Origin of the sequence: Azospirillum lipoferum (assembly GCF_024170005.1) — a bacterium.
Lineage (GTDB): Bacteria > Pseudomonadota > Alphaproteobacteria > Azospirillales > Azospirillaceae > Azospirillum > Azospirillum lipoferum.
The window spans coordinates 172824-194895 of the sequence record NZ_JALJXJ010000004.1; the positions used below are offsets into that span (position 1 = coordinate 172824).

Annotated in this window: 20 protein-coding genes; 9 read left to right on the plus strand and 11 right to left on the minus strand. The window is 70.0% G+C overall.

Annotation, left to right across the window (positions count from 1 at the left end):
* Positions 1 to 81: 81 nt before the first annotated feature.
* The 4 genes from J2848_RS10930 to J2848_RS10945 all read left to right on the plus strand — a co-directional run bounded on the left by J2848_RS10930 (position 82) and on the right by J2848_RS10945 (position 3415).
* The gene (locus tag J2848_RS10930; protein WP_149231039.1) at positions 82 to 1062 is read left to right on the plus strand and encodes a phosphoribosylaminoimidazolesuccinocarboxamide synthase; all 981 of its coding nucleotides are present in this window, start codon (positions 82 to 84) and stop codon (positions 1060 to 1062) included.
* 15 nt (positions 1063 to 1077) lie between these two features.
* Positions 1078 to 2031 carry a D-2-hydroxyacid dehydrogenase family protein gene (locus tag J2848_RS10935; RefSeq protein WP_149231040.1) on the plus strand — a complete coding sequence of 318 codons (954 nt, stop codon included), beginning with the start codon at positions 1078 to 1080 and terminating at the stop codon, positions 2029 to 2031.
* A 115-nt stretch (positions 2032 to 2146) separates the two neighbouring features.
* Positions 2147 to 2824 (plus strand): phosphatase PAP2 family protein, encoded by a 678-nt coding sequence (locus J2848_RS10940; RefSeq protein WP_246193804.1) that lies wholly within the window; start codon positions 2147 to 2149, stop codon positions 2822 to 2824.
* A 96-nt stretch (positions 2825 to 2920) separates the two neighbouring features.
* The gene (locus J2848_RS10945) at positions 2921 to 3415 is read left to right on the plus strand and encodes a hypothetical protein (protein WP_149231042.1); all 495 of its coding nucleotides are present in this window, start codon (positions 2921 to 2923) and stop codon (positions 3413 to 3415) included.
* A 51-nt stretch (positions 3416 to 3466) separates the two neighbouring features.
* Here the strand turns inward: J2848_RS10945 and J2848_RS10950 are convergent, their stop codons facing one another.
* From J2848_RS10950 to exbB, 4 genes are read right to left on the minus strand one after another with little or no spacing between them, the layout of a single operon-like run.
* Positions 3467 to 4687, minus strand: a complete 1221-nt coding sequence (locus tag J2848_RS10950) for a PepSY-associated TM helix domain-containing protein (RefSeq protein WP_149231043.1) — start codon at positions 4685 to 4687, stop codon at positions 3467 to 3469.
* A gap of 42 nt (positions 4688 to 4729) precedes the next feature.
* A complete protein-coding gene (locus J2848_RS10955; protein WP_149231044.1) occupies positions 4730 to 5605 on the minus strand; it encodes an energy transducer TonB in 876 nt (291 codons plus the stop codon).
* The gene (gene exbD, locus J2848_RS10960; RefSeq protein ID WP_149231045.1) at positions 5602 to 6030 is read right to left on the minus strand and encodes a TonB system transport protein ExbD; all 429 of its coding nucleotides are present in this window, start codon (positions 6028 to 6030) and stop codon (positions 5602 to 5604) included. Before exbD ends, J2848_RS10955 begins: the two co-directional genes overlap by 4 nt.
* A 5-nt stretch (positions 6031 to 6035) precedes the next feature.
* Entirely contained in the window at positions 6036 to 6977 is a 942-nt protein-coding gene (exbB, locus tag J2848_RS10965; RefSeq protein ID WP_246193805.1) for a tonB-system energizer ExbB, read from the minus strand.
* 367 nt (positions 6978 to 7344) lie between these two features.
* Between exbB and J2848_RS10970 the strand changes: the two genes are divergently transcribed.
* From J2848_RS10970 to J2848_RS10980, 3 genes are all read left to right on the plus strand, one after another.
* Positions 7345 to 7599 (plus strand): hypothetical protein, encoded by a 255-nt coding sequence (locus J2848_RS10970; RefSeq protein ID WP_149231046.1) that lies wholly within the window; start codon positions 7345 to 7347, stop codon positions 7597 to 7599.
* Positions 7600 to 7688: 89 nt separating this feature from the next.
* Positions 7689 to 8459 carry an SDR family NAD(P)-dependent oxidoreductase gene (locus tag J2848_RS10975; RefSeq protein ID WP_149231047.1) on the plus strand — a complete coding sequence of 257 codons (771 nt, stop codon included), beginning with the start codon at positions 7689 to 7691 and terminating at the stop codon, positions 8457 to 8459.
* Positions 8456 to 8902, plus strand: a complete 447-nt coding sequence (locus J2848_RS10980) for a nuclear transport factor 2 family protein (protein ID WP_149231048.1) — start codon at positions 8456 to 8458, stop codon at positions 8900 to 8902. The genes J2848_RS10975 and J2848_RS10980 overlap by 4 nt, the downstream gene beginning before the upstream one ends.
* Here the strand turns inward: J2848_RS10980 and J2848_RS10985 are convergent.
* From J2848_RS10985 to J2848_RS11000, 4 genes are all read right to left on the minus strand, one after another.
* Positions 8865 to 9392 (minus strand): DUF3833 domain-containing protein, encoded by a 528-nt coding sequence (locus J2848_RS10985; RefSeq protein ID WP_149231049.1) that lies wholly within the window; start codon positions 9390 to 9392, stop codon positions 8865 to 8867. The genes J2848_RS10980 and J2848_RS10985 overlap by 38 nt on opposite strands.
* Positions 9393 to 9408: 16 nt before the next feature.
* Positions 9409 to 10590 (minus strand): cyclopropane-fatty-acyl-phospholipid synthase family protein, encoded by a 1182-nt coding sequence (locus tag J2848_RS10990; protein ID WP_318605049.1) that lies wholly within the window; start codon positions 10588 to 10590, stop codon positions 9409 to 9411.
* Between the two features lie 79 nt (positions 10591 to 10669).
* Positions 10670 to 11527 (minus strand): DUF1365 domain-containing protein, encoded by an 858-nt coding sequence (locus tag J2848_RS10995; RefSeq protein ID WP_149231051.1) that lies wholly within the window; start codon positions 11525 to 11527, stop codon positions 10670 to 10672.
* On the minus strand, positions 11527 to 12915 hold the full coding sequence (locus J2848_RS11000) for an NAD(P)/FAD-dependent oxidoreductase (RefSeq protein WP_149231052.1): 1389 nt from the start codon (positions 12913 to 12915) through the stop codon (positions 11527 to 11529). Before J2848_RS11000 ends, J2848_RS10995 begins: the two co-directional genes overlap by 1 nt.
* A 210-nt stretch (positions 12916 to 13125) precedes the next feature.
* Here J2848_RS11000 and J2848_RS11005 point away from each other — a divergent pair, with 210 nt between their 5' ends.
* Together J2848_RS11005 and J2848_RS11010 are read left to right on the plus strand one after the other, a co-directional pair.
* Positions 13126 to 13761: a sigma-70 family RNA polymerase sigma factor gene (locus J2848_RS11005; RefSeq protein WP_149231053.1), complete on the plus strand. Its 636-nt coding sequence runs from the start codon at positions 13126 to 13128 to the stop codon at positions 13759 to 13761.
* Positions 13758 to 14486 carry a ChrR family anti-sigma-E factor gene (locus tag J2848_RS11010; RefSeq protein WP_149231054.1) on the plus strand — a complete coding sequence of 243 codons (729 nt, stop codon included), beginning with the start codon at positions 13758 to 13760 and terminating at the stop codon, positions 14484 to 14486. Before J2848_RS11005 ends, J2848_RS11010 begins: the two co-directional genes overlap by 4 nt.
* 50 nt (positions 14487 to 14536) lie before the next feature.
* On the opposite strand, the gene J2848_RS11015 is transcribed toward J2848_RS11010, so the two are convergent.
* From J2848_RS11015 to J2848_RS11025, 3 genes are all read right to left on the minus strand, one after another.
* Positions 14537 to 16606: a methyl-accepting chemotaxis protein gene (locus tag J2848_RS11015; RefSeq protein WP_246193806.1), complete on the minus strand. Its 2070-nt coding sequence runs from the start codon at positions 16604 to 16606 to the stop codon at positions 14537 to 14539.
* Between the two features lie 196 nt (positions 16607 to 16802).
* The gene (locus J2848_RS11020) at positions 16803 to 20276 is read right to left on the minus strand and encodes a PAS domain S-box protein (RefSeq protein ID WP_149231055.1); all 3474 of its coding nucleotides are present in this window, start codon (positions 20274 to 20276) and stop codon (positions 16803 to 16805) included.
* Complete coding sequence (locus J2848_RS11025) at positions 20276 to 21838, minus strand: hypothetical protein (RefSeq protein ID WP_246193807.1); 1563 nt, start codon at positions 21836 to 21838, stop codon at positions 20276 to 20278. Before J2848_RS11025 ends, J2848_RS11020 begins: the two co-directional genes overlap by 1 nt.
* Positions 21839 to 22072: the final 234 nt, after the last annotated feature.

The window sequence follows — 22072 nt, forward strand, 5'->3', positions numbered from 1 at the left end:
AATTAGCGTCCTGGCTCCGGCAGGGGTTTCGGGTATCATGCGCGCCTCTCGCATCCGCCCCTGCATCCGGACCAGGATCCCATGGTTGACACCGCCCTGCTCGCCCCGCACCTGACCAACGTTCTTCGCGACGCCTTCATCCCGGAGCTGCCCAATCATTACCGCGGCAAGGTGCGTGAAAACTACGACCTTCCGGATGGGCGGCGGATCCTGATCACCACCGACCGGCTGTCGGCCTTCGACCGCGCCCTGACCGCCATCCCGTTCAAGGGGCAGGTGCTGACCCAGACCGCCCGCTTCTGGTTCGAGGCGACGAAGGACATCTGCGCCAACCACGTTCTGGAATACCCGGATCCCAACGTGGTGGTGGCGAAGCGGCTGACCATCATGCCGGTCGAGGTCGTGGTCCGCGACTATATGGCCGGCACCACCGGCACCTCGATCTGGTCGATGTACAAGCAGGGCCGGCGCGAGATGTACGGCCACATCTTCCCCGACGGGCTGCGCCAGAACCAGAAGCTCGGCACCCCGATCATCACGCCGACCACCAAGGCCTTCGACGCCGGCCATGACGAGGAGCTGACCGCGGCCGAGATCGTGGAGCGCAACCTGCTGACCCGCGCCCAGTGGGCCGAGGTGTCGGACAAGGCGCTGGCCCTCTTCGCCCGCGGCCAGAAGATGGCGGCGGACCGCGGCCTGATCCTGGTCGACACCAAGTACGAGTTCGGCTTCGATGAGGACGGCAACATCCTGCTGGCCGACGAGATCCACACCCCCGACAGCTCGCGCTACTGGTTCGCCGGCAGCTATCAGGAGCGGTTCGAGGCTGGCGGGAAGCCGGAGAGCTTCGACAAGGACTTCGTCCGCAACTGGGTCGTCGCCCGTTGCGATCCCTACACCCAGGACGTTCCGGAAATCCCCGCCGACGTGGTGCTGGAAGCGGCGCGCGTCTACATCGAAGCCGGCGAGACCATCACCGGCCGCCCGTTCGAGGTGCCGGCGACCGCCGTCCCGATCCTCGACCGTATCCGCGCCAACCTGGCGCCCTACTTCACCAAGTAAAGGGGGACGGGCTCCATGCGCATCGCCATCCTCGACGACTACCAGGGGGTCGCCCGCGACCTCGCCGACTGGTCGCAGCTTCCGGTGGGAAGCAGCCTGACGGTTTTCGAGCAACCGCTCGGAAATCAGGACGCGGTGACGGCGGCACTGGAGCCCTTCGACGTTCTGGTGATCATGCGGGAACGCACGCCGTTTCCCGCATCGCTGATCGAGCGGCTGCCGAACCTCAAGCTGCTGGTCACCACCGGCGCCCGCAACAACGCCATCGACCTGAAGGCCTGCGCCGCCCGCGGCATCCCCGTCTGCGGCACCCGCATGGTGGGCGCGCCGACGGCAGAACTGACCTGGGGCCTGATCCTGGCGCTGGCCAAGCGCATCCCGGCTGAAGAGCGGGCGCTGCGCGAGGGCCGCTGGCAGACCGGCCTGACCGGCGATCTCGGCGGCAAGCGGCTGGGACTGGTCGGCCTGGGCAAGCTCGGCAGCAAGGTCGCCAGGGTCGGTCAGGCCTTCGGCATGGAGGTGGTGGCCTGGAGCCCCAACCTGACCGACGAACGCGCCGCCGAAGCCGGCGTGACCCGCGTGGAGAAGCGCGAGCTGTTCGCGACCGCCGACGTGGTCAGCGTCCATCTGGTGCTGAGCGAACGCACCCGCGGCGTGGTCGGAGCCGCGGAGATCGGCGCGATGAAGCCGACCGCTCTCTTCATCAACACCTCGCGCGCCGGACTGGTGGACGAGACGGCGCTGGTCCATGCGCTGCGCCACGGCCATATCGGCGGCGCCGGCATCGACGTCTTCCCGATCGAGCCTCTGCCAAAAGACAGCCTTTGGCTTGACCTTCCCAACACCGTGCTGACGCCCCATCTGGGCTACGTGACGCGGGAGAATTACGCGGTGTTCTACCGCGACGCCCTGGAAGACATCCTGGCCTGGACGGCCGGCTCACCGGTGCGGCTGCTCTCTCCCGCCTGAACGGCAACAGGGATGGAGGGTGCGGGTGAGCCGGAACGAAGGAGTTGGGGGCGGGGCTGGAAACGGTTCTGACAGAAACGGTTTCTGGGCGAAGCTCAGCCGTCACCAGCCTGGCATGCTGGTCGGCCTCTCGGTCATCGCCGGCCTGCTGTTCGGTTTCGTCGAACTGGCCGGCGAGGTGATGGAGGGGGAGACCACCGCCTTCGACAAGCGCATCCTGCTGGCGCTCCGCGATCCGCTGAACCCCGACCAGCCCGGCGGACCCTGGTGGCTGGCGCGCGTGGCGCGCGACATCACCTCGCTCGGCAGCACCACCATCCTCGCCATCCTGACCGTCGCCACGCTGGGCTTCCTGCTGCTGCTGCACAAGCGGGCGGCGGCCCTGCTGGTGCTGGTGTCGGTCGGCGGCGGCGGGACGCTCAGCACCGTGCTGAAGATGCTGTTCGACCGTGCCCGCCCCGATCTGGTGCCGCATGGCGACGAGGTGATTTCCGCCAGCTTCCCCAGCGGCCATGCCATGCAGTCGGCCGTCGTCTACCTGACGCTGGGCGCCCTGCTGACCCAGTTCGTCGAGGGCCGGCGGACCAAGGCCTATCTGCTGACCTGGGCGATGCTGCTGACGCTGGTGATCGGGTCGAGCCGCGTCTATCTGGGCGTCCATTGGCCGACCGACGTGCTGGCCGGATGGAGCGTCGGTGCCGCCTGGGCGGCCTTCTGCTGGATGATCGCCGAATGGCTGCAACGCCGCGGCGCCGTCGAGCAGGACCGGCCGGAGGCGACGGCTGGGCGCTGACTCAGTTGCATCGCACAAAAGGTTAACAAGCGGGTTGAATCAGGTCGCGTACCAACCGATAGTGTCGGCCGTAACCCTTTCGGATCAGGCCGCACCATGCCCCAGGGCACCCTCGACCGCGAAACCCTCGAAGCCGTCGGCGTCCTCGCCCGCGCGGTGGAGCGCGAACGGGTGCCCGGCGTCCTGGAATGCCGCCTGCTGGCCAACGCCCTGAAGCGCACGCTGGACAGTGGAGGGGAACGCGAACTGAACGAGGCCTCGCGCGTCTTCCGCACGCTGGACGTCGATTTGCGCGAACGCATCGTCGCCCGCGCCCGGACGGAGGCGCAGCAGGCACGCGCCCAGGCGAAAGCGGCGGATGCGGCGGGGGCCGATGCCGACCGCGATGTGGTGACTCAGGAAATCCCGGCGTTGCCGGCCCGGCTTGTCAACGAACCGAAGGGCCGCGCCGGCACCAATTTCCTGACCGCCCTGAACGGCCTGCGCCCGGCCGCCACCGCTGGCAGCCGCGGTGCCGCCCGCGACCGCCTGCGCGCCGCCGTCGATTCGCAGCGGCGGGTCGGTCAGCGGATGGAGCCGACGCTGGATTGAGGGGACGGGGGACGGGGGACGGGGGCCAGAGTCCACGAGGCGTGAGCCCCGTTACTCCGCCGCCGCCAGCGCCGCCGCGCGCTCGGCATCCTTGGCGCGGCGGGCCTTGCGCTTCAGCCACCACATCAGCGTGCCGGTGACGGCGAACAGCGGCGGCAGGATGCCGGACAGGAAGACCGCCCATTTCCACACGGGCCCGAGCCCCTCGCCGGCATGCAGCGGGCGCTGCCACGCGATCACCGTCTCGCCCGCGCTGTAGCCAGCCGGATCACGGACCTCGGCGACCTGGGCGGTCCAGGGATCGACGAACACCGTCGCACCGGGCGCACCATGCGCCTGCCCGGCCGGGACCAGGCCGATGCGGTAGGCCTGATCCGGCCGCGCCGGCAGCGAGACGGAGCGCAGGGCGGCCTCCGGCATTGCCGCGCGCGCCAGGCCGACCGACCGGTCGACGTCGATGGGGACAGCCCCCTTCACCGGCTGCACCGTCACCGCGGCGCGCAGGTCGCGGGCCGGCAGGATCGACGACACGCCGGCCCCCAGCGTCTGCGGAAAAGCGAGATAGACGCCGGAAAAGCTGACGATCAGGAAGACCAGCAGCGACCAGATGCCGACCGCACCATGCAGCTCGCGGTGCAGGCGGATGCCGCGGGCGCCGGCCTTGACGGTGAAGGCAGCCTTCCAGCGACCCGGCCGCGGCCACCACAGGACAAGGCCGCTGACGCCCAGCACCAGCATCGCCACACCCAGCCAGCCGACGACCTCCCGTCCGCTGCGGTCGCGGATCAGCAGGTTGCCGTGCAGCAGATGGACCGTCCTTAGGAAGCCGCCGGACGCCTGCGCCGGATCGGCACCGCCCACCAGCACCAGCGACACCGGGTCGATGGTCAGCATGCCTACCAACCCCGGCTGCGGCCCCTGTTGCGGCCCCTGCGGCCGTTCCCCTCCCCGCTCACGCGCCGCGACGAGACGAACCGTCGCGGGACGGCCCGGCTCTTCCGGCAGGACCAGAAAGCCCGGCTGGGTTCCCGCCGGTGCTGCGGCGCGGGCGGCGGCCAGGATTGCGGAGACCGGCTGCATCGGCCCGTCGGCCAACGCCTTGGCCGGTGCGTCACCGATCAAGCCGCGCAGTTCCTCGTCCACCACCAGGATCGACCCGGTGATGCCAAGGACGACCAGGGGAAGGCAAAGGATCAGCCCGACCCACAGATGGATGGTCTGAAGCGTGCGGTACCACGGGTGCTGGCTGCGCGGCTTGCTGGCGGTGGCCATGGGACGGGCTCTGACGGGACAGGCGGTTGGACGGGCCGCGGATCAGCGGATGAAGAACTGGACCGGAACCACCAGCTCGATGCGGTCCTTCGCCATCTCCTCCGGTGGGGCCGGCAGGGGAGAGGCGCGGCGGACCATCTCCACCGTCTCCTCGTCCAGCGCACTGACGCCGGAACTGCGGTCGAGCTGGACCGACAGGACATTCCCTTCTCGGTCGATGACGAAGCGGACCTGGGCGACGCCCTCCTGCCGGCGGGCCTGGGCGGCGCGCGGATAGCGCTTATGCCGTTCCAAATGGCTCAGCAGCCGGCCCTGCCAGGTCGGCACCGCCCGGCTGGGTGCCGCCGACGGCGCCGGGGCCGCCGGAGCAGGAGCGGGTGTGGGAGCGGGCGGAGCCGCCACCGGGGCCTGCTGCACCGGCTGGGTCACCGGGCGCGGCGGCCTTGGCTTTTCCGGTTGGGGCTTCTCCGGCTTCGGCTTCGGCGCTTCCTTCTTCACCTCGGGCTTCGGCTTCGGCGGTTCGGGCGGCGGTTTGGGCAGCACGACTTCCGGCTCGACCACGGGGGGCGGCTCCGGCGGCGGGGGCGGTTCCTCGATCACCGGTTCGGGTTCGGGTGGCGGCGGTTCGATCACCGGCTCCGGCATCGGTTCCGGCAAGGGGATGTCGATTGGGATGTCGATGGCCGGCGGCGGCTCCGGCGGGGTGACCGGCAGCGGGGCGAGTTCCAGCAGGACGGCAGGCGGCTCGACCTCCGACGGGGTGACCGGCACATGCCAGGCGACCATCGCGACACCGGCCGCAGCATGGACGCCCAGCGCCAGCATCAGGCTGCCGCCCCAGCGGAAGGCACCCCGCGCCGGCCGTTCGCCGTCCCCGGCGGACCAGTCCACGGCGCCATGGTCGAAGGCGGCGCTCATGGGGCGGGCGCCGCTTCCAGCCCGACGAGGCCGATCTTCAGGTAGCCGGCGGCGCGCAGGCTGTTCATCACCTCGGTCAGGGCGCCGTAATCGACGGTCTTGTCGGCACGCAGGAAGACCCTCTGGGTCTTGTCGCCATGGGTGGCGGCGTCCAGTGCCGCCCCCAGCGCCTCCTTGGTCGTCGCGGTCTCGCCCAGCGACAGCGTCTTGTCGGCCTGGATGGTCAGGAACAGCGGCTTGTCCGGCCGCGGCGTCGGCGTCGCGGTGGAGGCCGGCAGATCGACCGGAACGTCCACCGTCGCCAGCGGAGCCGCGACCATGAAGATGATCAGCAGGACGAGGACGACGTCGATGAAGGGCGTGACGTTGATCTCATGGGTTTCGGTCAGATCGTCGTCGTTGCCGGAGCCGAGGCGCGCACCCATCGCCGTTACTCCGCCGCGCGGGAATTGCCGTGCCCCTGAACGCCATGGGCCGGAGCATGCGCCGGAACCGCATGGGCACGCGGCAACGCATGGCGGTCGATATCGCGGCTCAGCAGGCGCAGCACGGCGGCCGAGGCGTCGGTCAGCTGGGCCTTGTGCCCGCCGATGGCGCGGCTGCAGGCGTTGTAGACCACCACCGCCGGAATGGCGGCGACGAGGCCGATGGCGGTCGCCAGCAGCGCCTCGGCGATGCCCGGCGCCACCACGGCGAGGTTGGTGGTCTGCGCCTTGGAGATGCCGATGAAGCTGGTCATGATGCCCCACACCGTGCCGAACAGGCCGATGAAGGGGCCGGTCGAGCCGATGGTGGCGAGGATGCCGGTGCCGCGCGCCATGCGCCGGCCGGCCGCCGCCTCGATCCGCTCCAGCCGCGAGGCGGCGCGGTCCATCAGCCCGTCGCGCGACGGCGCATCGGCCGACAGGTGGGTCTCCGCCAGCACCGCACGGACCAGCACCGCTGCGGTGCCCTGGCTGAAGCCGACCCGCTCCGCCGCCTGCGACAGCGACCGCGACTCCTCAAGCATCGCCAGCGCCGAGCGTGCCTTGCGCTTGGCCGACGACAGCTCCACCGTCTTGGCGATGGCGATGGTCCAGGTGATGACCGAGGCGAGCGCCAGACCGACCATCACCGCCTGCACCACTGGGCTGGCCGTCACGAACATGCCCCAGGGCGACAGGTCGTGCGGCAGTGAAGCGAGCGCCGCCGCAGCGTCCGGCACACCCTGCGCTACACCCTGCGCCGCCCCTTGCGCCACACCCGGCCCTGCCGCCGGCACGGCGGCGGCCGGCGCGGCAGCCTCCTGTGCCTGGGCGGCGCCGGCCATCAGCGCCCCGGTGCCGGCGAACATGGCGGCCAGGACAGGACGGTGGCGAAACGATGTCGGCATGGCGGTCCAACTCCCCCTCGGCGCGTGCCCGGCACGCGCGATGCAAAAACCCGATGGCACTCCGGAGCGATGGCCCGGAGCAGATACCCCACCGCGGTTATAATGCGAGTGAGTCGCACTCGCACTGAAAATCGACTGCGCCCAATGGCGAGTCATTCTTTTTTTGTGGGAATTCGGCGCCGCTCGGCCGCGATTTTATTGGCCCGACGAACTGTAGCGGACACACGGACGGCAACGGCGACCAAGTGCGAATAAGTCTCAATACTATCAATTTGTCCAGTTGTCGCGAAGAATCTCGCCACTGCGCAACCTTCCAGCGCTTCCACCGGTTGAACCGACCGACACGACGACGCCAAGGAGAAGGCCGATGACCCAGCTTTCGGTGGTGGAGGAAAAGGGCAGCTTCCGGCTGGTGGCCTGCGACGGCCGCTTCGCAGTGGTGGAGATCCGGGCCGGACAGGTGTTCGGCATGCCGGACGACGCAGATGGCGGCCGGGACGGTGCGGCGGACACCCCCGACGGCATCGCGTCGGTCGCCCGCTGGACAGGCGAGGAGGAGGCCCGCGCCCTGATGCGCGACCTGTCCGAGCGTGGCGACCAACTGGCCCGCCGCATCTGGTGATAGCATCTTGTGATCCGGCAAAAGCCTGACGGCGTATCGTCCAGGGTTGACCGTGCGGGGCGCGCGCCATGGATGGTACGGACGGTGGGATGGGAAATGATCCGGACGGCAAGGTCCGCGGCGTCACCTGGATCACCGGGGCCGGCAGCGGCATCGGCCGGGCGCTGGCGATCCATCTCGCCACGGCCGGGGCATCGGTCGCACTCTCCGCCCGCACCGTCGAGGATCTGACGGCCGCCGTTCAGATGCTGCCCGACCGCATGCGGATGTTCCCGCTGGACGTGACAGACCGCAAGGCGACCGCCGCCACCGTCGCCGCCATCGAAAACCGGCTGGGACCGATCGACCGGGCGGTGCTGAACGCCGGCACCCATATCCCGATGTCGCTGGAGGACTTCTCCGCCGACACCGCCCGCCGGCTGCTGGAGGTCAACTATATGGGCGTCGTCCATGGGCTGGAGGCACTGCTGCCGCGGATGCGGGCGCGGGGGCGCGGACAGGTGGCGGTGGTGGCCTCGGTCGCCGGATACCGCGGCCTGCCGACCGCGGCGGCCTATGGCCCGACCAAGGCGGCGCTGATCAACCTGTGCGAAGCGCTGAAACCCGACTGCGACCGCGCTGGGATCAAGCTTCAGCTGGTCTGCCCCGGCTTCGTCGACACACCGCTGACCGCGCGCAACCGCTTTTCCATGCCGGACCTGATGTCGGTGGAGGACGCGGCCTGCGAACTGGCTGCCGGGCTGGACGCCGATGGGTTCGAGATCACCTTCCCCCGGCGCTTTGTCCGCAAGCTGAAGCTGGCGCGTTGCCTGCCCTATCGGCTTTACTTCCCCCTGGTGCGCAAGGCGACGGGAGCATGACGGACGATCCGCGGACTGCCGGGCTGGAGGCCTGGGCCGAGTTTTTCGAGACGCTCAGCCACGACAATCTGGACCGGCTGCCGGCGCTGACGGTGCCGGAGGTGCGCTTCCGCGACCCCTTCAACGACGCCCGCGGTCGAGACGCGGTGCGTGCGGTGCTGGTCCACACGCTGAACGGCTGCCGCGACCTGCGCTTCACCGTCACCCACCGGCTGTCCGCCGCCGATCTGACGATCCTGCGCTGGCGGTTCGAAGCGACGGTGACCGGCATCGGCCGCCTGGACGTGATCGGTACCAGCGAGGTGCGGCAGGCCGCCGACGGCCGGGTGGCCGAACACATCGACCATTGGGATTCCGGCGAGCATGTCTATCTGCGTCTGCCGCTGCTCGGCGCCCCTCTGCGCCTCATTCGGCAGCGGCTGGGGGCCGTTCCGCCGCGGTGACGGCATCCGGCCGTGCCAGCCGGCCTTCGGGCAGGAAGAACAGACTGACCGTGCCGATCCACAGACCCCAGCGATAGACATTGGCCCGGTTGATAAGCGCATCGCCGGGTTGCAGCCACATCCAGTCGTCGAAGCGCACGCGCCAGCGGTCGCCGCCGACCTTCAGCACCATCTCATAGGTCCAGTTCAGCGCATTGCCCACCGCCCGGCCGGACGCCGTGCCGATCACGTCGTCGGCCCGCCCCTCATAAAGCCCGTCCCCGGTCCTGGCGATGCGCCAGACCCGGCGGTCGGTCTCGCCGTCGGCGTAAAGGAAGCGTTCGTCCAGCACCAGTTCCCGCCCGTCCCACTGCCCGTCGATGTCGACGGTGAAGCTGCGGCGCAAGGTACCGAAGCGGTCCTCGAATACGCCCCAGGCTTGGGTGCGCCCGACGAAATAGTCTTCGATCCGCAGTTCCGGCGTCCGGCCGGCGAAATCCTCGATCTTCATCTCAGGCGCCCTCCGCTCACGGCTTGCGGAAGCGCCAGAGCCCGACATCGATGGTCCCGGCGCGGAACCCGGCCTCGCAATAGGCGAGGTAATAGTCCCACAGCCGGCGGAACCGCTCGTCGAAGCCCAGCGCCGCCACCTGCGGCCCGGCCTCCAGGAAGCGCCGCCGCCACTCCGCGCAGGTGCGGGCATAGGAGGCGCCGAAACTCTCGGCATGATCGACCACCAGCCCGGCCCGCTCCGCTTCGCCACGCAGGGCCGACGGGCAGGGCAGCAGGCCGCCGGGAAAGATGTGGCGCTGGATGAAGTCGCAGTTGCGGCGGTAAGCCGGGAAGCGGGCGTCGTCGATGGTGATCGCCTGCACCACCGCCGCCCCGCCGGGCAGCAGCCGGTCGCGCAGGGTGGCGAAGTAATGCGGCCAATGCTCCTCCCCCACCGCCTCAATCATCTCGATGGAGACGATGCGGTCGAAACTGCCGCCAACATCGCGGTAGTCCATCAGCCGCAGATCGACCTGCCCGGCCAGTCCCGCTCCGTCCACACGGTCGCGGGCGAAGGCCAGTTGCTCGGCCGACAGGGTCAGCCCGACAACCGAGGCGCCGCGGCGGCCGGCCAGATGCTCCGCCATGCCGCCCCAGCCGCAGCCGATCTCCAGCACCCTGTCGCCGGGACGGAGGTCCAGCAGTTCGGCGGCGCGGGCGATCTTGGCCTCCTGGGCGTCCTCCAGGCTCTGATCCTCCCGCTCGTACAGCGCCGAGGAATAGGTCATGCCGGGGTCGAGCCACAGCCGGTAGAAGTCGTTGCCCAGGTCGTAATGGAAGGCGATGTTGCGGCGGCTGCCACGGCGGGAATTGGCGCGGCTGCGGTGGAACAGCCGGTTGACCAACCCGGCCAGCAGACTGCCGTCAAGACCGCTGCCCAACTCCGCCTCGTTGCGGATCGCCAGCTCGATCAGCGCCGGCAGGTCGCCGCTGCGCCACAGCCCGTCGCCATAGGCTTCCGCCATGCCGATGCCGCCACCCAGCAGCAGCCGGCGTGCCGCGCCATCGTCGAGCAGAGTCAGGTCGGCGCACGGACCTTGCGCCGGATCGCCGACGCCCATGGTCCGGCCGTCGGGCAGGCGCAGGGTCAGCTCGCCCCGGCGGATGCGGCCGACCATCCTCACCAGGGCTGCGGTCCACAGGTCGCGTCCGGTCACAAGCCGCAGCCACCGGGGCTGACGTCGAAGCGCGCTTGCAGCGATGTCGGTCATGGGCGGAAAGCCTTCTCGGAAACGGTCAGGAACGGGTGGGGGCGATGTTCGTTAGGTCAGCGCCCCGTACCACAGTCACGGGATGGACAGGGGCCGGCGGGCGCGGGCGTATCGCCAGCCCCTTGCGCCACAGATGCAGCGCCTCCCAATGGATGCCGGCGACCACCTTGGCGGTCATCAGCGGGTGGCGGGCCCAGGCGCGCAGGATGGCGCCGTCGCTCAGTTCCACCCGCTCGGCGGTCAGCGAGGCGTGCAGCACCGGCCCCTCGGCATCGGTCTGGCGGATGGAGATCGCCAGCCGCTCCCCCGCCTGACCGCCGGGCGGGCGGATGCGGAAGTGATAGGCTGTCTCCATGTCCATGAAGGGCGAGACGTAGAAGCGCTTGTCGCAGTGCTGGCGCACCAGCCCGTCCGGCCCCGCTGCCGCCGGGATCAGATAGGCGTGACGCTGGCCGAAGGTGTTGGACACCTCATGGATGATGGCGGCGAGCGTCCCGTCCCGCCGGTGGCAGAACCAGACGCAGAGCGGGTTGAAGACGAAGCCCAGCACCCGCGGGAAGCACAGCAGCCGCACCGGCCCGCCGCCTTCGATGCCGGCAGCGGCAAGCTGGCCTTCGGCCCAGCCCTTGAGGTCTCTTATCTCCCTTTCCCTGGGGGGGAGAGGGGATTCACCACCCAGCGGTCCGAAATCGCGGTCGTGAAAACCGATCAGCCCGAAGTGATTGTGTGCGAACAGCCGCAGCTCGCGGTCCAGCCGGGGAAGCTCGTCCAGATCGGCCAGCAGGCTGAACACCCGGTAGGACAGCCGGTGCCGCACCGGTTTCACCCGGTGGTGCATCACGCTGCCGACATAGAGGCCGGAGGCAAAACGCGGCACCTCCATCACACCGCCTCCAGTTCAGCGGCGCCGGGGGCCTGGGCGGGCGTCTGTCCCACATGGATACGGCCGGACGGGTTCGACACGGCCCAGGGCCGCGGCACGCCACCGAGCGCCTCCGCCACCGCGAGGCCGGCCTGCGCCCCGTCCTCGTGGAAGCCGGCGCCGAAATAGGAGCCGGCGAACCAGGTCCGCCGCCGCCCTTGCAGGCTCCACAGCTGCTTCTGCGCCGCCAGCGCTTCCATCCCGAAGATGGGGTGGTCGTAGAGCACGCTGCGCAGGATGCTGCCCTCGCGCGGCGGGCGGACGGGGTTCAGCGTGACGAACAGGTCGCGCTCCCTGGGCAGGAAGCCTTGCAGCCGGTTCATCCAGTAGGTGACGCACACCGCATCACGTCCGTTGTCGCCCTGCTCGGCCAGATAGTTCCAGCTCGACCACACCGCCCGGCGCTTCGGCATCAGGGCGGCGTCGCTGTGCAGGATGGCGAGGTTGCGCTCGTAGCCGAAGGCGCCCAGCAGCCGGCGCTCCTCCTCCCCGGCGTCCTCCAGCAGGGCAAGCGCCTGATCGGCATGGGTGGCGATCACCACGTGGTCATGGGTGCGCACCGCGCCGCGGCGGTCGCGCACCAGGACACCGGCTCCCTCGCGGACGATGCCCTCCACCGCGCAGTTCAGGCGCAGGGCGCCGGGCATGTCGGCCAGAATGCGTTCGACATAGCTGCGGCTGCCTCCCTCCACCGTGCGCCAGACCGGGCGGCCCTTGATCTTCAGCAGGCCGTGGTTGTCGCAGAAGCGGATGAAGGCGGCGGCGGGATGGTCGCGCATCGCAACCGCCGGGGTCGACCAGATGGCGGCGGCCATCGGCAGCAGATGGTCGCGGACGAAGGCGTCGGAATAGCCGCCGCGGTCCAGCACGTCGCCCAATGTCAGCGTCTCCGCCGCCGGGCCTTGCTGCAACTCGGCGAGAAGGCCCGGCGCCTCGCGGTAGAAGCGCAGCAGGTCGGCGATCATCCGCCAGAAGCGCGGCCGCAGCAGGTTGCGCTTCTGCGCGAACAGGGTGGTGAGCGAGCTGCCGGCATATTCCACCCGCCCACCATCCAGCGAGGCGGAAAAGCTCATGTCCGTCGCCCGCGTGGCCACGCCCAGATGGTCGAACAGCGCAACCAGATTGGGATAGCAGGGCTCGTTGTAGACGATGAAGCCGGTGTCCACCGGGCCGGCGCCATCGGTCTCCACCGTGTTGGCGTGGCCGCCCGGCCGGTCCTCCTTCTCGTACAGGGTGACGCGGTGCGTCTTCGACAGCAGCCAGGCCGCCGACAGTCCGGCGATGCCGGCGCCGATGACGGCGATGTCGAGCGGGACCTGGGAGGTGGACTGAGGCGGGAAATGCGGCATGGGGCGGCCCTCTTCGGGGTCTTGGCGGTAATCAGGGGTGTGTCCGGGGCCGCACCCTATCCGATTTGGGTAGGCTCGGCGTGTGACCGGGATACGGCGGCGGATCGCGGTTGGATCATCGCCACGCTGGCGCATTCCCGCCACCCGGCCGACTGGACAAAAGAGACGGGCGGCAGTGATCCGAAGCGCGGGCGTCGGCGTAACCCCAGCATGATCGCCCCCCTGGCCACACTTCTGACGCACGCCGCCGGACCGGACCGCGCGAGAGCCGGAGCGCCGCCCCGCGGCTGTGCCGACCCGGCTGCCGCACAGCTGTCCGCCGATCTGGTCGCGGTGGCGGCGGGCGACCGGCAGGCCTTCGCCCGGCTGTTCGCCCATTTCGCCCCGCGGGTGAAGGCCTACATGCTGAAGCTCGGCATGCCGGCCCAGCGGGCGGAGGATCTGGCGCAGGACACCCTGCTGTCGGTGTGGCGCAAGGCCTCGCTCTACGACCCGGCGAAGGCCGAGGCGGCGACCTGGGTCTTCACCATCGCCCGCAACCTGCGCATCGACGCGCTCCGCCGCGAACGCCATCCGGAGGTGTCGGACGACGAGCTGCTGGAGCATGAGGACGACCGGCCCCCGGCCGACGAACTGCTGGACGGCGACCGCCGTGCCCGCCGCCTGCGCGGCGCGCTGGCAGCGCTGACGCCGGAGCAGGCGGAGGTGGTGCGGCTGTCCTTCTTCGCCGACCTTGCCCATCCGGCCATCGCCGAACGGCTCGACGTGCCGCTGGGCACCGTGAAATCGCGCCTGCGTCTGGCCATGGCCAAGATCCGCAAGGCGTTGGGAGACGACGACCGATGACCGCCCGCCAACCCACCGCCCGCCCAGTCTTCCTGCCGAACCATCACCCCAGCGACGCCCTGCTGGTGGCCTATGGCGCGGGCAGCCTGGGAGAAGGGCTGTCGCTGGCCGTCGCCGTCCATCTCGCCCATTGCCCCGACTGCCGCGCCGCCTTGGCCGAGGTGGAGGCGTTGGGCGGCGCCCTGCTGGAGGATCTGCCGCCGGCCCCGCTGGAGACGCTGTCGCTGGCCGCCACGCTCGACCGCCTGGACCGGGAGGAGGCGCCGGCCAATCCCTGCAAGGCGATGCGCGTCAGGCCGCACTGGAGCAAGCCGAAAGCCGCGTCCATGCCGGCCCCGGTTTCGCCCCTGCCCCGTCCGTTGCGCGCCTATGTCCCGTCACTCGATGGCCTGTCCTGGCAGCGTCTGGCCCCCGGCGTGCGGCGGGTGGAGCTGCTGCCGCGGACGGCATCCGGCGGCGCGGCGCAGCTTCTGCGCATCGCGCCGGGCACCGCCCTACCCCACCACGGCCATGGCGGGCTGGAGCTGACCGTGGTGCTGAGCGGCCATTTCGCCGACGAACTCGGCCGCTACGGCCCCGGCGATCTGGCGGAGGTCGATGGTGACACCAACCACCAGCCCATCGCCGACAGCCACCGCGACTGCATCTGCCTGATCGCGACCGACGCGCCGCTGCGCTTCACCGGACTGATGGGCCGGCTGATGCAGCCTTTCATCGGGCTGTAGGCTGGGGGCTGTCGGTCATCGGCCTATAGGGCATATCTCCCTCTCCCCGCTCACGCGACCGCCGTCATCGGCGTCAGGCCGCGCGTCAGGCGCTCCACCTCGCGGTCGAAGTCCTCCTGGTCGGCGTCGGACAGGTCGAACTTCACGTGCAGCCGGTCACGCTCGCTGGACTTGACCCGTGCGGCGAGCGGGCTGGAGACGCTGTCGATGCGCAGGGTCACCGTCCCGCCGGTCACCTGGTCGGGGACGCCGGTCACCATGGCGCCGCCGGCCGACAGGTTGGCGATGGTGACACGCGTCGGGCGGGATCCCGGGACTTCCAGGACGCCGCCGATCGACAGGGCGAAACGCGGACGCTGGCGGCGGTCGACGTCGGTGGTGGCGGTGCGCACCACGCGGACCAGCATGTTGCGCAGGGCGTCGATGCCGCCGGCGACGTCGTCCGCCACCGTCCGCACCTCGTCGGCCCGGCTCTGGGTGGAATTGGCTTCGGCCGAGACCCGGCCGATGCGCGCCGACACCTCCTTCGCCGCGTCGCTGGTCTGGTTGACGGAGCGGGCGATCTCCTGGGTCGCCGCCGCCTGTTCCTCCACCGCGGCGGCGATGGAGGACGAAATGCCGGCCACCTCGTCGATGGTCTCCGACACCTCGCCGACAGCGCCGACGGCCAAAGCCGTCACGGCTTCGACCTCGGAGATCAGCGAGCCGATCTCCTCGGTGGAACGGGCGGTCTGGCTGGCGAGACTCTTCACCTCGTTCGCCACCACGGCGAAGCCGCGCCCGGCGTCGCCGGCCCGCGCCGCCTCGATGGTGGCGTTCAGCGCCAGCAGGTTGGTCTGGCTGGCGATGTCGCCGATCAGCCGGGCGACGGTGCCGATGCGCTCGACCGAGGCCGACAGCCGTTCGATGGTGGATCGGGCGAGCCCGGCCCGCTCCACCGCGCGGCCGGTGACCTGGGTGGCGGTTGATACCTGCATGCCGATGTCGCCGATGGAGGCCGACAGTTCCTCGGTCGCAGCGGCTACGGTTTCGGCGTTGCTCAGCGCCTGCTGGGCGGCGGCGGCGACGTTCTGGGCATTGTCGCTGACATGAACCGCCGATTCCGCCATGGCGCCCGCATTGCTGCTCATGCGGCTGGTGCGCTCCGCCACATGGTCGACGGCGACACGCGTCTCGCGTTCCACCTTCTCCGCCATCGCCTCCAGCGCCTGGCGCCGTTCCTCCTCGCCGCGGCGGCGGGTCTCCTCCTGGGCGGCGCGCAGCCGGGCGTTCTCCTGCGCGCCCTTCTGGAAGACGCGGACGGTGTCGGCCATGTGGCCGATCTCGTCCCGGCGCTCGGCCAGCCCGACCTCGACCTCCAGGGTGCCGCCGGCCAGCGCGACCATGACGCGGCGCAGCCGTTCCATCGGGCGGATCATCGCCGCCTCCAGGAAGACGACGCAGGCCGACGCCATCAGCAGGATGACCAGCCCGGCGCCGGTCAGGGTCCAGCGCAGACCGTCGGCCGTTTCCCGCACCACCTCGATGCCGGCGGTCAGCTCCTTCAGCCGGTCGGCGCTGACGGCGACCACACTGGCGCCCAGGGTTTCCAGGCTGTCGCCCATCGCGTCGGCGACGCTGTCGAATTCTCCCATGATCCGGTTGCCGGTCTCCGGCCCGCCATCGACGTAGGCCTGCGCCATCCGCCGGCCCATGTCGTAATAGGGACCGAAAGCCTTGCGGGTACTGTCGATCTCCCCGACCACCTGGGGCAGGTTCAGCGCCCGCGCCACTTCGGTGGCCTTGGTGGTGTGCTCCTCGAACTTGCGGGCATAGTCGGCGGCTTTTTCCGGGCCGTCATTCATCCCGTCCAGCCCGCGGGTGGCCGAGATGTCGGTCAGCCACTGCTGGGTCTGCACCACGTCGTTGCGGATTTCCCAGACCAGCGAGACCAGGGGAATGACACTGCCGACCACATCGTGCGCGTCGCGCTGCACCTCCGACAGATTTTCGGTCTGCCGGCCCATATCGCGCATGGTGAGGAAAGAGGACAACCCGACCACGGCAAAGACGAACACTGCGACCGCCACGACCTTCGCCCGGATCGAGATGGCGTGGAGAATGTTGCCGACAGTCTTCATGATTAAGGACTTCACTGGTTAAGAGTACGAATGATCGACAAAGGACGACAAAACGTATTCTATACCATGAAAATCATTCCGTCACTGATGAGGCGAACCTTTTGTTTTCGTTTTTACGGTAATGCAGTCATTAATTTGAATAATTCTTTGAAACCCTTTCCGAAACAAAGAAACTGCTGACGATATGTTTGTTTCGTCAAGCCGTTTCCTGCTCCATCGCTGTTTTGCCGTCCGGCTGGAACTGCGACGACAGTACCTCCAATGTGGCCTCGGCGACGTCGTTCAGCGCTTCGCAGCACGGATCGTCGACCGCCCAGCCGCCATGGTTCTGCGCCCGCTGTTCCAGCTGCGAGGCCAGACGGCTCAGGCGCACGGCGCCGATGTTGGCGGCGGTTCCCTTCAGGGTGTGGGCGATGCGGACCAGCGGCAGAGCGGCCTCCTCTGCCTCCTGTCCGGCCGCATTGCGGATGGCGGCCACGCTGTCGCCCACCGTCCGCCGGAAGGCGGCCACGGTCCGCATCCACGCCTCCTCTCCGATCACCGCGCGCAGCGACTCGGCCTGTCCGCCATCCAGCAGCGGCACCGCGCGCCAAAGCTCCGTCTCGGGCTGGGCGGGGGGCTGGGCCGGCGCATGGGAGATCGGGGCGTGGAACGGCTCAGCCGACGGGACTGCTGGTGGAACAGGGGCGGCGGCCGGCCGCGGCGGCATGCCGCCGTTCCCCCCTGTGCCGCCGGCGGTCCGCGATTCGGCCACCGACGCCAGCACGTCGAACAGGTCGGCCGACACGATGGGCTTGGTCAGGTAGTCGGTCATGCCGGCGGCGAGATATTCGGCACGGTGGCCGGGCATGACGTTGCCGGTCAGCGCCACGATGGGCAGGCGGGAAGCTTCGCCCGGCATGCCGCGGATATGCCGGGTGGCAGTGACCCCGTCCATCACCGGCATCTGCACGTCCATCAAGACAAGGTCGAATCCGCCCTCCTCAACCAACCGCACCGCCTGTAGCCCGTCCTCCACCGCGGTCACGCGATGACCGGCGCGGCTCAGCATGGTGACGACGATCTCGCGGTTGATCTCGTTGTCCTCGGCGACCAGCACATGCAGGCCCGCCTTCGGTGCCGCCCCATCTCCGGTCATCGGCACCGGTTCAGGGGCGCAGGGCACGGCCAGCACCCCGTCCGACGGATCGGCGGCGGGTTCGCAGCGGACGGTGAACCAGAAGGTGCTGCCCTTGCCTTCGGCGCTGGCCACGCCGATGCGCCCGCCCATCAGCGTCACCAGTTCCCGGCTGATCGCCAGCCCCAGCCCGGTGCCGCCGAAGCGGCGCGTGGTGGAGCTGTCGGCCTGGGTGAAACGGCGGAACAGGGTCGGTTGCACGTCTTCCGGAATGCCGATGCCGGTGTCGGCCACTTCGAAGCGCAGGAAGAAGCCGCCATCCGCCGTCCCTCCTGCCGCCGCCGCTCCTGCCCCCGTCTCCTCCAGCCCGACCCGCACGGCGACGCCGCCGCGGTGGGTGAATTTCAGCGCGTTGCCGACCAGATTGACGAGAACCTGCCGGATGCGGCGCAAGTCGGCGCGCACCCGCTCGGGCACGGCGGGCGCCACCTCCCTCGTCAGGATCAGGCCCCGCCCGCAAGCGGCCGGCTCCAGCAGGTCGATGCTATCGCCCAGAACGGCGCGCAGCTCGAAATCCACCGGCTCCACCTCCGCCTTGCCGGCCTCCAGCTTCGACAGATCAAGGATGTCGTCGATGATCTGCAACAGCGCGTTGCCCGACCGGTTGGCGACGTCCAGCAGCTGGCGCTGCTCCTCGTTCAGGTTCGGCCCCTCCACCAGGGCGAGTGCGCCCAGCACACCGTTCATCGGCGTGCGGATCTCGTGGCTCATCGTCGCCAGGAACTCGCCCTTGGCGCGGTTGGCCTGATCGGCGGCCTCCTTGGCGCGGCGCAGGCTGGCCTCGATCTCGCGCTGGGCGGTGACGTCGCGCAGCGCGCCGGTGACGTAGCGGCGGTCGCCTTCGCGCCAGCCGGCCAGCGTCGCCTCCAGCGGGAATTCGCTGCCGTCCTTGCGGCGGCCGGTCAGCTCCCGCATCTCCGACCGCGGCACCGAGGCGTCGCTCTCGCGATAGGTGGCCAGCAGCCCGTCATGGACGGCGCCGACGGCACTCGGCATCAGCCGGGTCATCGGCCCGCCGACCACGTCGGCCGCGCGGTAGCCGAACAGCCGCTCCGCCGCGCGGTTGAAGGCGTCGACCGTGCCATGCTCGTCGATGGTGATGATCGGCTGGCCGACCGCCTCGAACATGGCGCGGTAGCGCGCCTCGCTGGAGGCCAGCCGGTTGGCGGCCAGCTCCCGCTCGGTAATGTCGGTGGCCGAGCCGCGATAGCCGCGGAACCGTCCCTTCTCGTCGAAGATCGGACGGCCGCTGACGCTGAAATAGCGCAGGCCCGCCGCCGTCATCACCCGGTAGCGGAAATTCCGGAACGGCTCCCGCCGCTCCATCATCTGGCGGTGCCGCTCCCACTTGGCGGCGTCCCCTGGTTCGCGCAGAGCCACATCCTCCCGCCGGAGGCCGATGGGCAGCGTGCCATTGGCGACATGCGGGACCAGCGGCCCGGCCAGATTGGAGAAGCGCAGGTCGGCATCCATCTCCCAGAACCAGTCGGAGGCGGTCTCCGCCTGGTCGCGGAACCGCTCCTCGCTCTGGACCAGCTGCCTTGCCAATGCTGCGAGCCGCGCCGTCTGCCGCGTCGCCAGCAGCGCCAGCCCGGACAGCCCGAAGCTGCACGCCGCCGCCGCCAGCAGATAGACCCGCTGCCGCTTCCGGGTGTCGGCCAGGAAGGAATCCTCGTCGAAGGCCGCGGTGACGATCAGCGGGTAGGAGGCCAGGGTGCGGAAGGACTGCAGGCGCTGGATGCCGTCGATCACGCTGGCGGTGTGGACGAAGCCGGTGGTCTGGCGGCGGGCCAGTTGCAGCGTCGGCGATTCGCCCAAGTCGCGACCGACGATGCGGTCGTTCATCAGCGAATGGGCGCGCAGGATGCCGTCGGTGCCGATGATCGCCACCGCCCCGTTGGGGCCGACGTCCAGTTCCTCCAGCAATCGGCTGAAATAGAAGGGGTCCATCGAGGCGACCAGGACCCCGGCGAGGCTGCCGTCGCTGTTGCTGACGCGCCGCGTCAGCTGGATCGACCATTTGCCGGATGCCCGGCCGAACACCGGCTTTCCAATGAACAGCCCGGCGGGCGGGTTGTTGACGTGGATCCGGAAATGCTCGCGGTCGGCCAGATGGATGCGGGCCGGCGCATCCTCCACGCTGGTGTGGATCAGGTCGCCATGCGCATCGACCACCGCCAACTGAACCAGGATGCCCGACCGCTCCACCGCCTGCCGCAGCAGTTGGGTGATGCCAGGGGTCCAGGTGTCGCCATGCTCGTGGAAATCATCGATCAGGAACAGCAGAACGTGGTCGGCCTCGGCGATGGTTCGGGTCGCCTGTTCGGCGACGACACGGGCAAGGTTGCCGCTGTCGCGCTCGGCCCGCGCCATCGCCTCGGCATCGTCGTAACGGGCCAGCGTCAGGGCCGCCGCCCACAATCCGGCGGCGATCACCAGGGTCGCCGTCCAGATGGCGATGATGAAGCCGTGCAGATGAAGGCGTCCGCCCATCAGCGCCGTTCTCCGGCCATTCCGTCCCCGCTCCCCTGGCAACTCCCTTGCCGGCTACCGGCGGCAAGCGCCGCCACCCCGCGCGCCAGCCGCGGCAGATCGACCGGCAGAGGCAGCAGCAGGTCGGCCGGTCCGTCGGCCCCGGCCTGAAGCGGCTCCGCGCCCACCGTACCATAGAGCACGCAAGGCAGATCCGGCCGCAGCGCCTTCAGACGGCCGGCCAGCGCAGGACCGGCCGGAAGCGCGCTCAGCCCCGGGCCGATGACCACCGCGTCGAAGAAGCCCGGCTCGTCGGTGACGACGTCCAGAGCATCGCGAAGATCGTCGCAGACCGACACCTCGAACCCCTGCCGCTCCAGCCCGGTCTGGAAGCGGTCGCCGGACATCGGGTCGGCGTCGACAATCAGAACCTTGCAGGCCGGCGCGAGGCTGTGCTTCGCCGGACCCGGCACAGGTTGCGGCTGCGGAATCGCCGCCTGGGGGGAGCGGAGTGGAGCGGCGGCGGCGGGAATGTACAGCCGCACCGCCGTGCCCTCCGCCGGGTGGGTCAGCAGGCTCACCCCGCCGTCATGGAGCCGCGCGGTCAGAAGGGCTGCCGGCCAATGGGCCCCCTCCTCCCGGTCGGACTGGCCCCGACGGTAGCAGGCGCGGGCGAACAGCAGGGGGTCGACCAGCATGGACAGCACGTCGTCGGCCAGCGGCGTGCCGTCGACGCGCAGCTCGAACAGGGCGTGCGGCCCCGGATGCGGCACCAGGAGCGGGCGGACAGTCCAGCCGGCGGCGGCATCCGCATCCTCCTGCTCCGCCGGGATGGAGACGCAGGCCGAGGCGCGCAGGCAAAGCCGGGCATCGCCGGCCCGGCCGGTGGCGGCGAGGATCTCCGCCGCCAGACCAGCGAGCGTCCGCGCCAGCAGGCCGGCGTTGCAGACCGGGTCGGGCGTGCCGGCGTCATGGCGGACGGCCAGACTGCCGGGTGGCGCCGGGACGGCGCGCAGCAGTGTCGCCGTCTCGTCCAGAACGCCGACGGCACGCTCTGGCTTCAGGGGGGCCGTCTCCAGCCTCGCGGCCGACACCAGCGTGCGCAGGCCCGGGCGGGCACGGGCGACGGCCGTGATGATGCGGTTGGCGTAATCCGCCTGGGGCGAATCGGCCGGCAGGTCGCTGACCAGGAAATCGGCATAGCCGGAGACCGCGCCCAGCGCATTGTTCATGTCGTGGACGATGGCGCAGGCAAGCTCGGCCCGGGCATCCATCGCCGCCAGTTGCTGGCTGCGCAGCCGCTCGGCCGCCTGCCTGTCCTTGCTGCGCAGCGCCTCCTCCAGCGCGGCGATGCGGACGGCCGCCTCGGCAGCTCTGTCCACAGCCGGCTGTTCCGGCGGCATCGGTGGGATGGAAGGTGGGACGAAACTTGCCGGCGCCCGATCCCGGACAGCCGTCAGGCGTCCGGCATTCCAGACCGACAGAAGCGCCAGACCGGCCGCAGCGCCACTGAAGGCGGCCATCAGGGGAAGCGCCCATGGCGCCGCTTCGCGCAACGGATCGAGCGCGGACAGCAGAAGCACCACCGCTCCACCCAATGCCGCAAAGACTGGGGCAGCGAGGAGGGGCGCAGCGCGGCCTGTTCGCGGACCGGACAGGGAATGGTCGGATGGGCTCATCGGCGACTCGGAATGCGGCCCTGTTGCTGTCACGCCCGTCTCTGCCGCGCTGGAAGAAGGCGTATGACCGGAGGACGCCACCATAGCAGAATGGGTTACCTCATGCTGCTGGGACCAGCCCTATGCTACCGCCCGGCC

Coding starts and splice junctions, on each gene's coding strand:
- J2848_RS10930 (WP_149231039.1), top strand. CDS start 82: ATGGTTGACACCGCCCTGCTCGCCCCGCACCTGACCAACGTTCTTCGC.
- J2848_RS10935 (WP_149231040.1), top strand. CDS start 1,078: ATGCGCATCGCCATCCTCGACGACTACCAGGGGGTCGCCCGCGACCTC.
- J2848_RS10940 (WP_246193804.1), top strand. CDS start 2,147: ATGCTGGTCGGCCTCTCGGTCATCGCCGGCCTGCTGTTCGGTTTCGTC.
- J2848_RS10945 (WP_149231042.1), top strand. CDS start 2,921: ATGCCCCAGGGCACCCTCGACCGCGAAACCCTCGAAGCCGTCGGCGTC.
- J2848_RS10950 (WP_149231043.1), bottom strand. CDS start 4,687: ATGGCCACCGCCAGCAAGCCGCGCAGCCAGCACCCGTGGTACCGCACG.
- J2848_RS10955 (WP_149231044.1), bottom strand. CDS start 5,605: ATGAGCGCCGCCTTCGACCATGGCGCCGTGGACTGGTCCGCCGGGGAC.
- exbD (WP_149231045.1), bottom strand. CDS start 6,030: ATGGGTGCGCGCCTCGGCTCCGGCAACGACGACGATCTGACCGAAACC.
- exbB (WP_246193805.1), bottom strand. CDS start 6,977: ATGCCGACATCGTTTCGCCACCGTCCTGTCCTGGCCGCCATGTTCGCC.
- J2848_RS10970 (WP_149231046.1), top strand. CDS start 7,345: ATGACCCAGCTTTCGGTGGTGGAGGAAAAGGGCAGCTTCCGGCTGGTG.
- J2848_RS10975 (WP_149231047.1), top strand. CDS start 7,689: ATGGGAAATGATCCGGACGGCAAGGTCCGCGGCGTCACCTGGATCACC.
- J2848_RS10980 (WP_149231048.1), top strand. CDS start 8,456: ATGACGGACGATCCGCGGACTGCCGGGCTGGAGGCCTGGGCCGAGTTT.
- J2848_RS10985 (WP_149231049.1), bottom strand. CDS start 9,392: ATGAAGATCGAGGATTTCGCCGGCCGGACGCCGGAACTGCGGATCGAA.
- J2848_RS10995 (WP_149231051.1), bottom strand. CDS start 11,527: ATGGAGGTGCCGCGTTTTGCCTCCGGCCTCTATGTCGGCAGCGTGATG.
- J2848_RS11000 (WP_149231052.1), bottom strand. CDS start 12,915: ATGCCGCATTTCCCGCCTCAGTCCACCTCCCAGGTCCCGCTCGACATC.
- J2848_RS11005 (WP_149231053.1), top strand. CDS start 13,126: ATGATCGCCCCCCTGGCCACACTTCTGACGCACGCCGCCGGACCGGAC.
- J2848_RS11010 (WP_149231054.1), top strand. CDS start 13,758: ATGACCGCCCGCCAACCCACCGCCCGCCCAGTCTTCCTGCCGAACCAT.
- J2848_RS11015 (WP_246193806.1), bottom strand. CDS start 16,606: ATGAAGACTGTCGGCAACATTCTCCACGCCATCTCGATCCGGGCGAAG.
- J2848_RS11020 (WP_149231055.1), bottom strand. CDS start 20,276: ATGGGCGGACGCCTTCATCTGCACGGCTTCATCATCGCCATCTGGACG.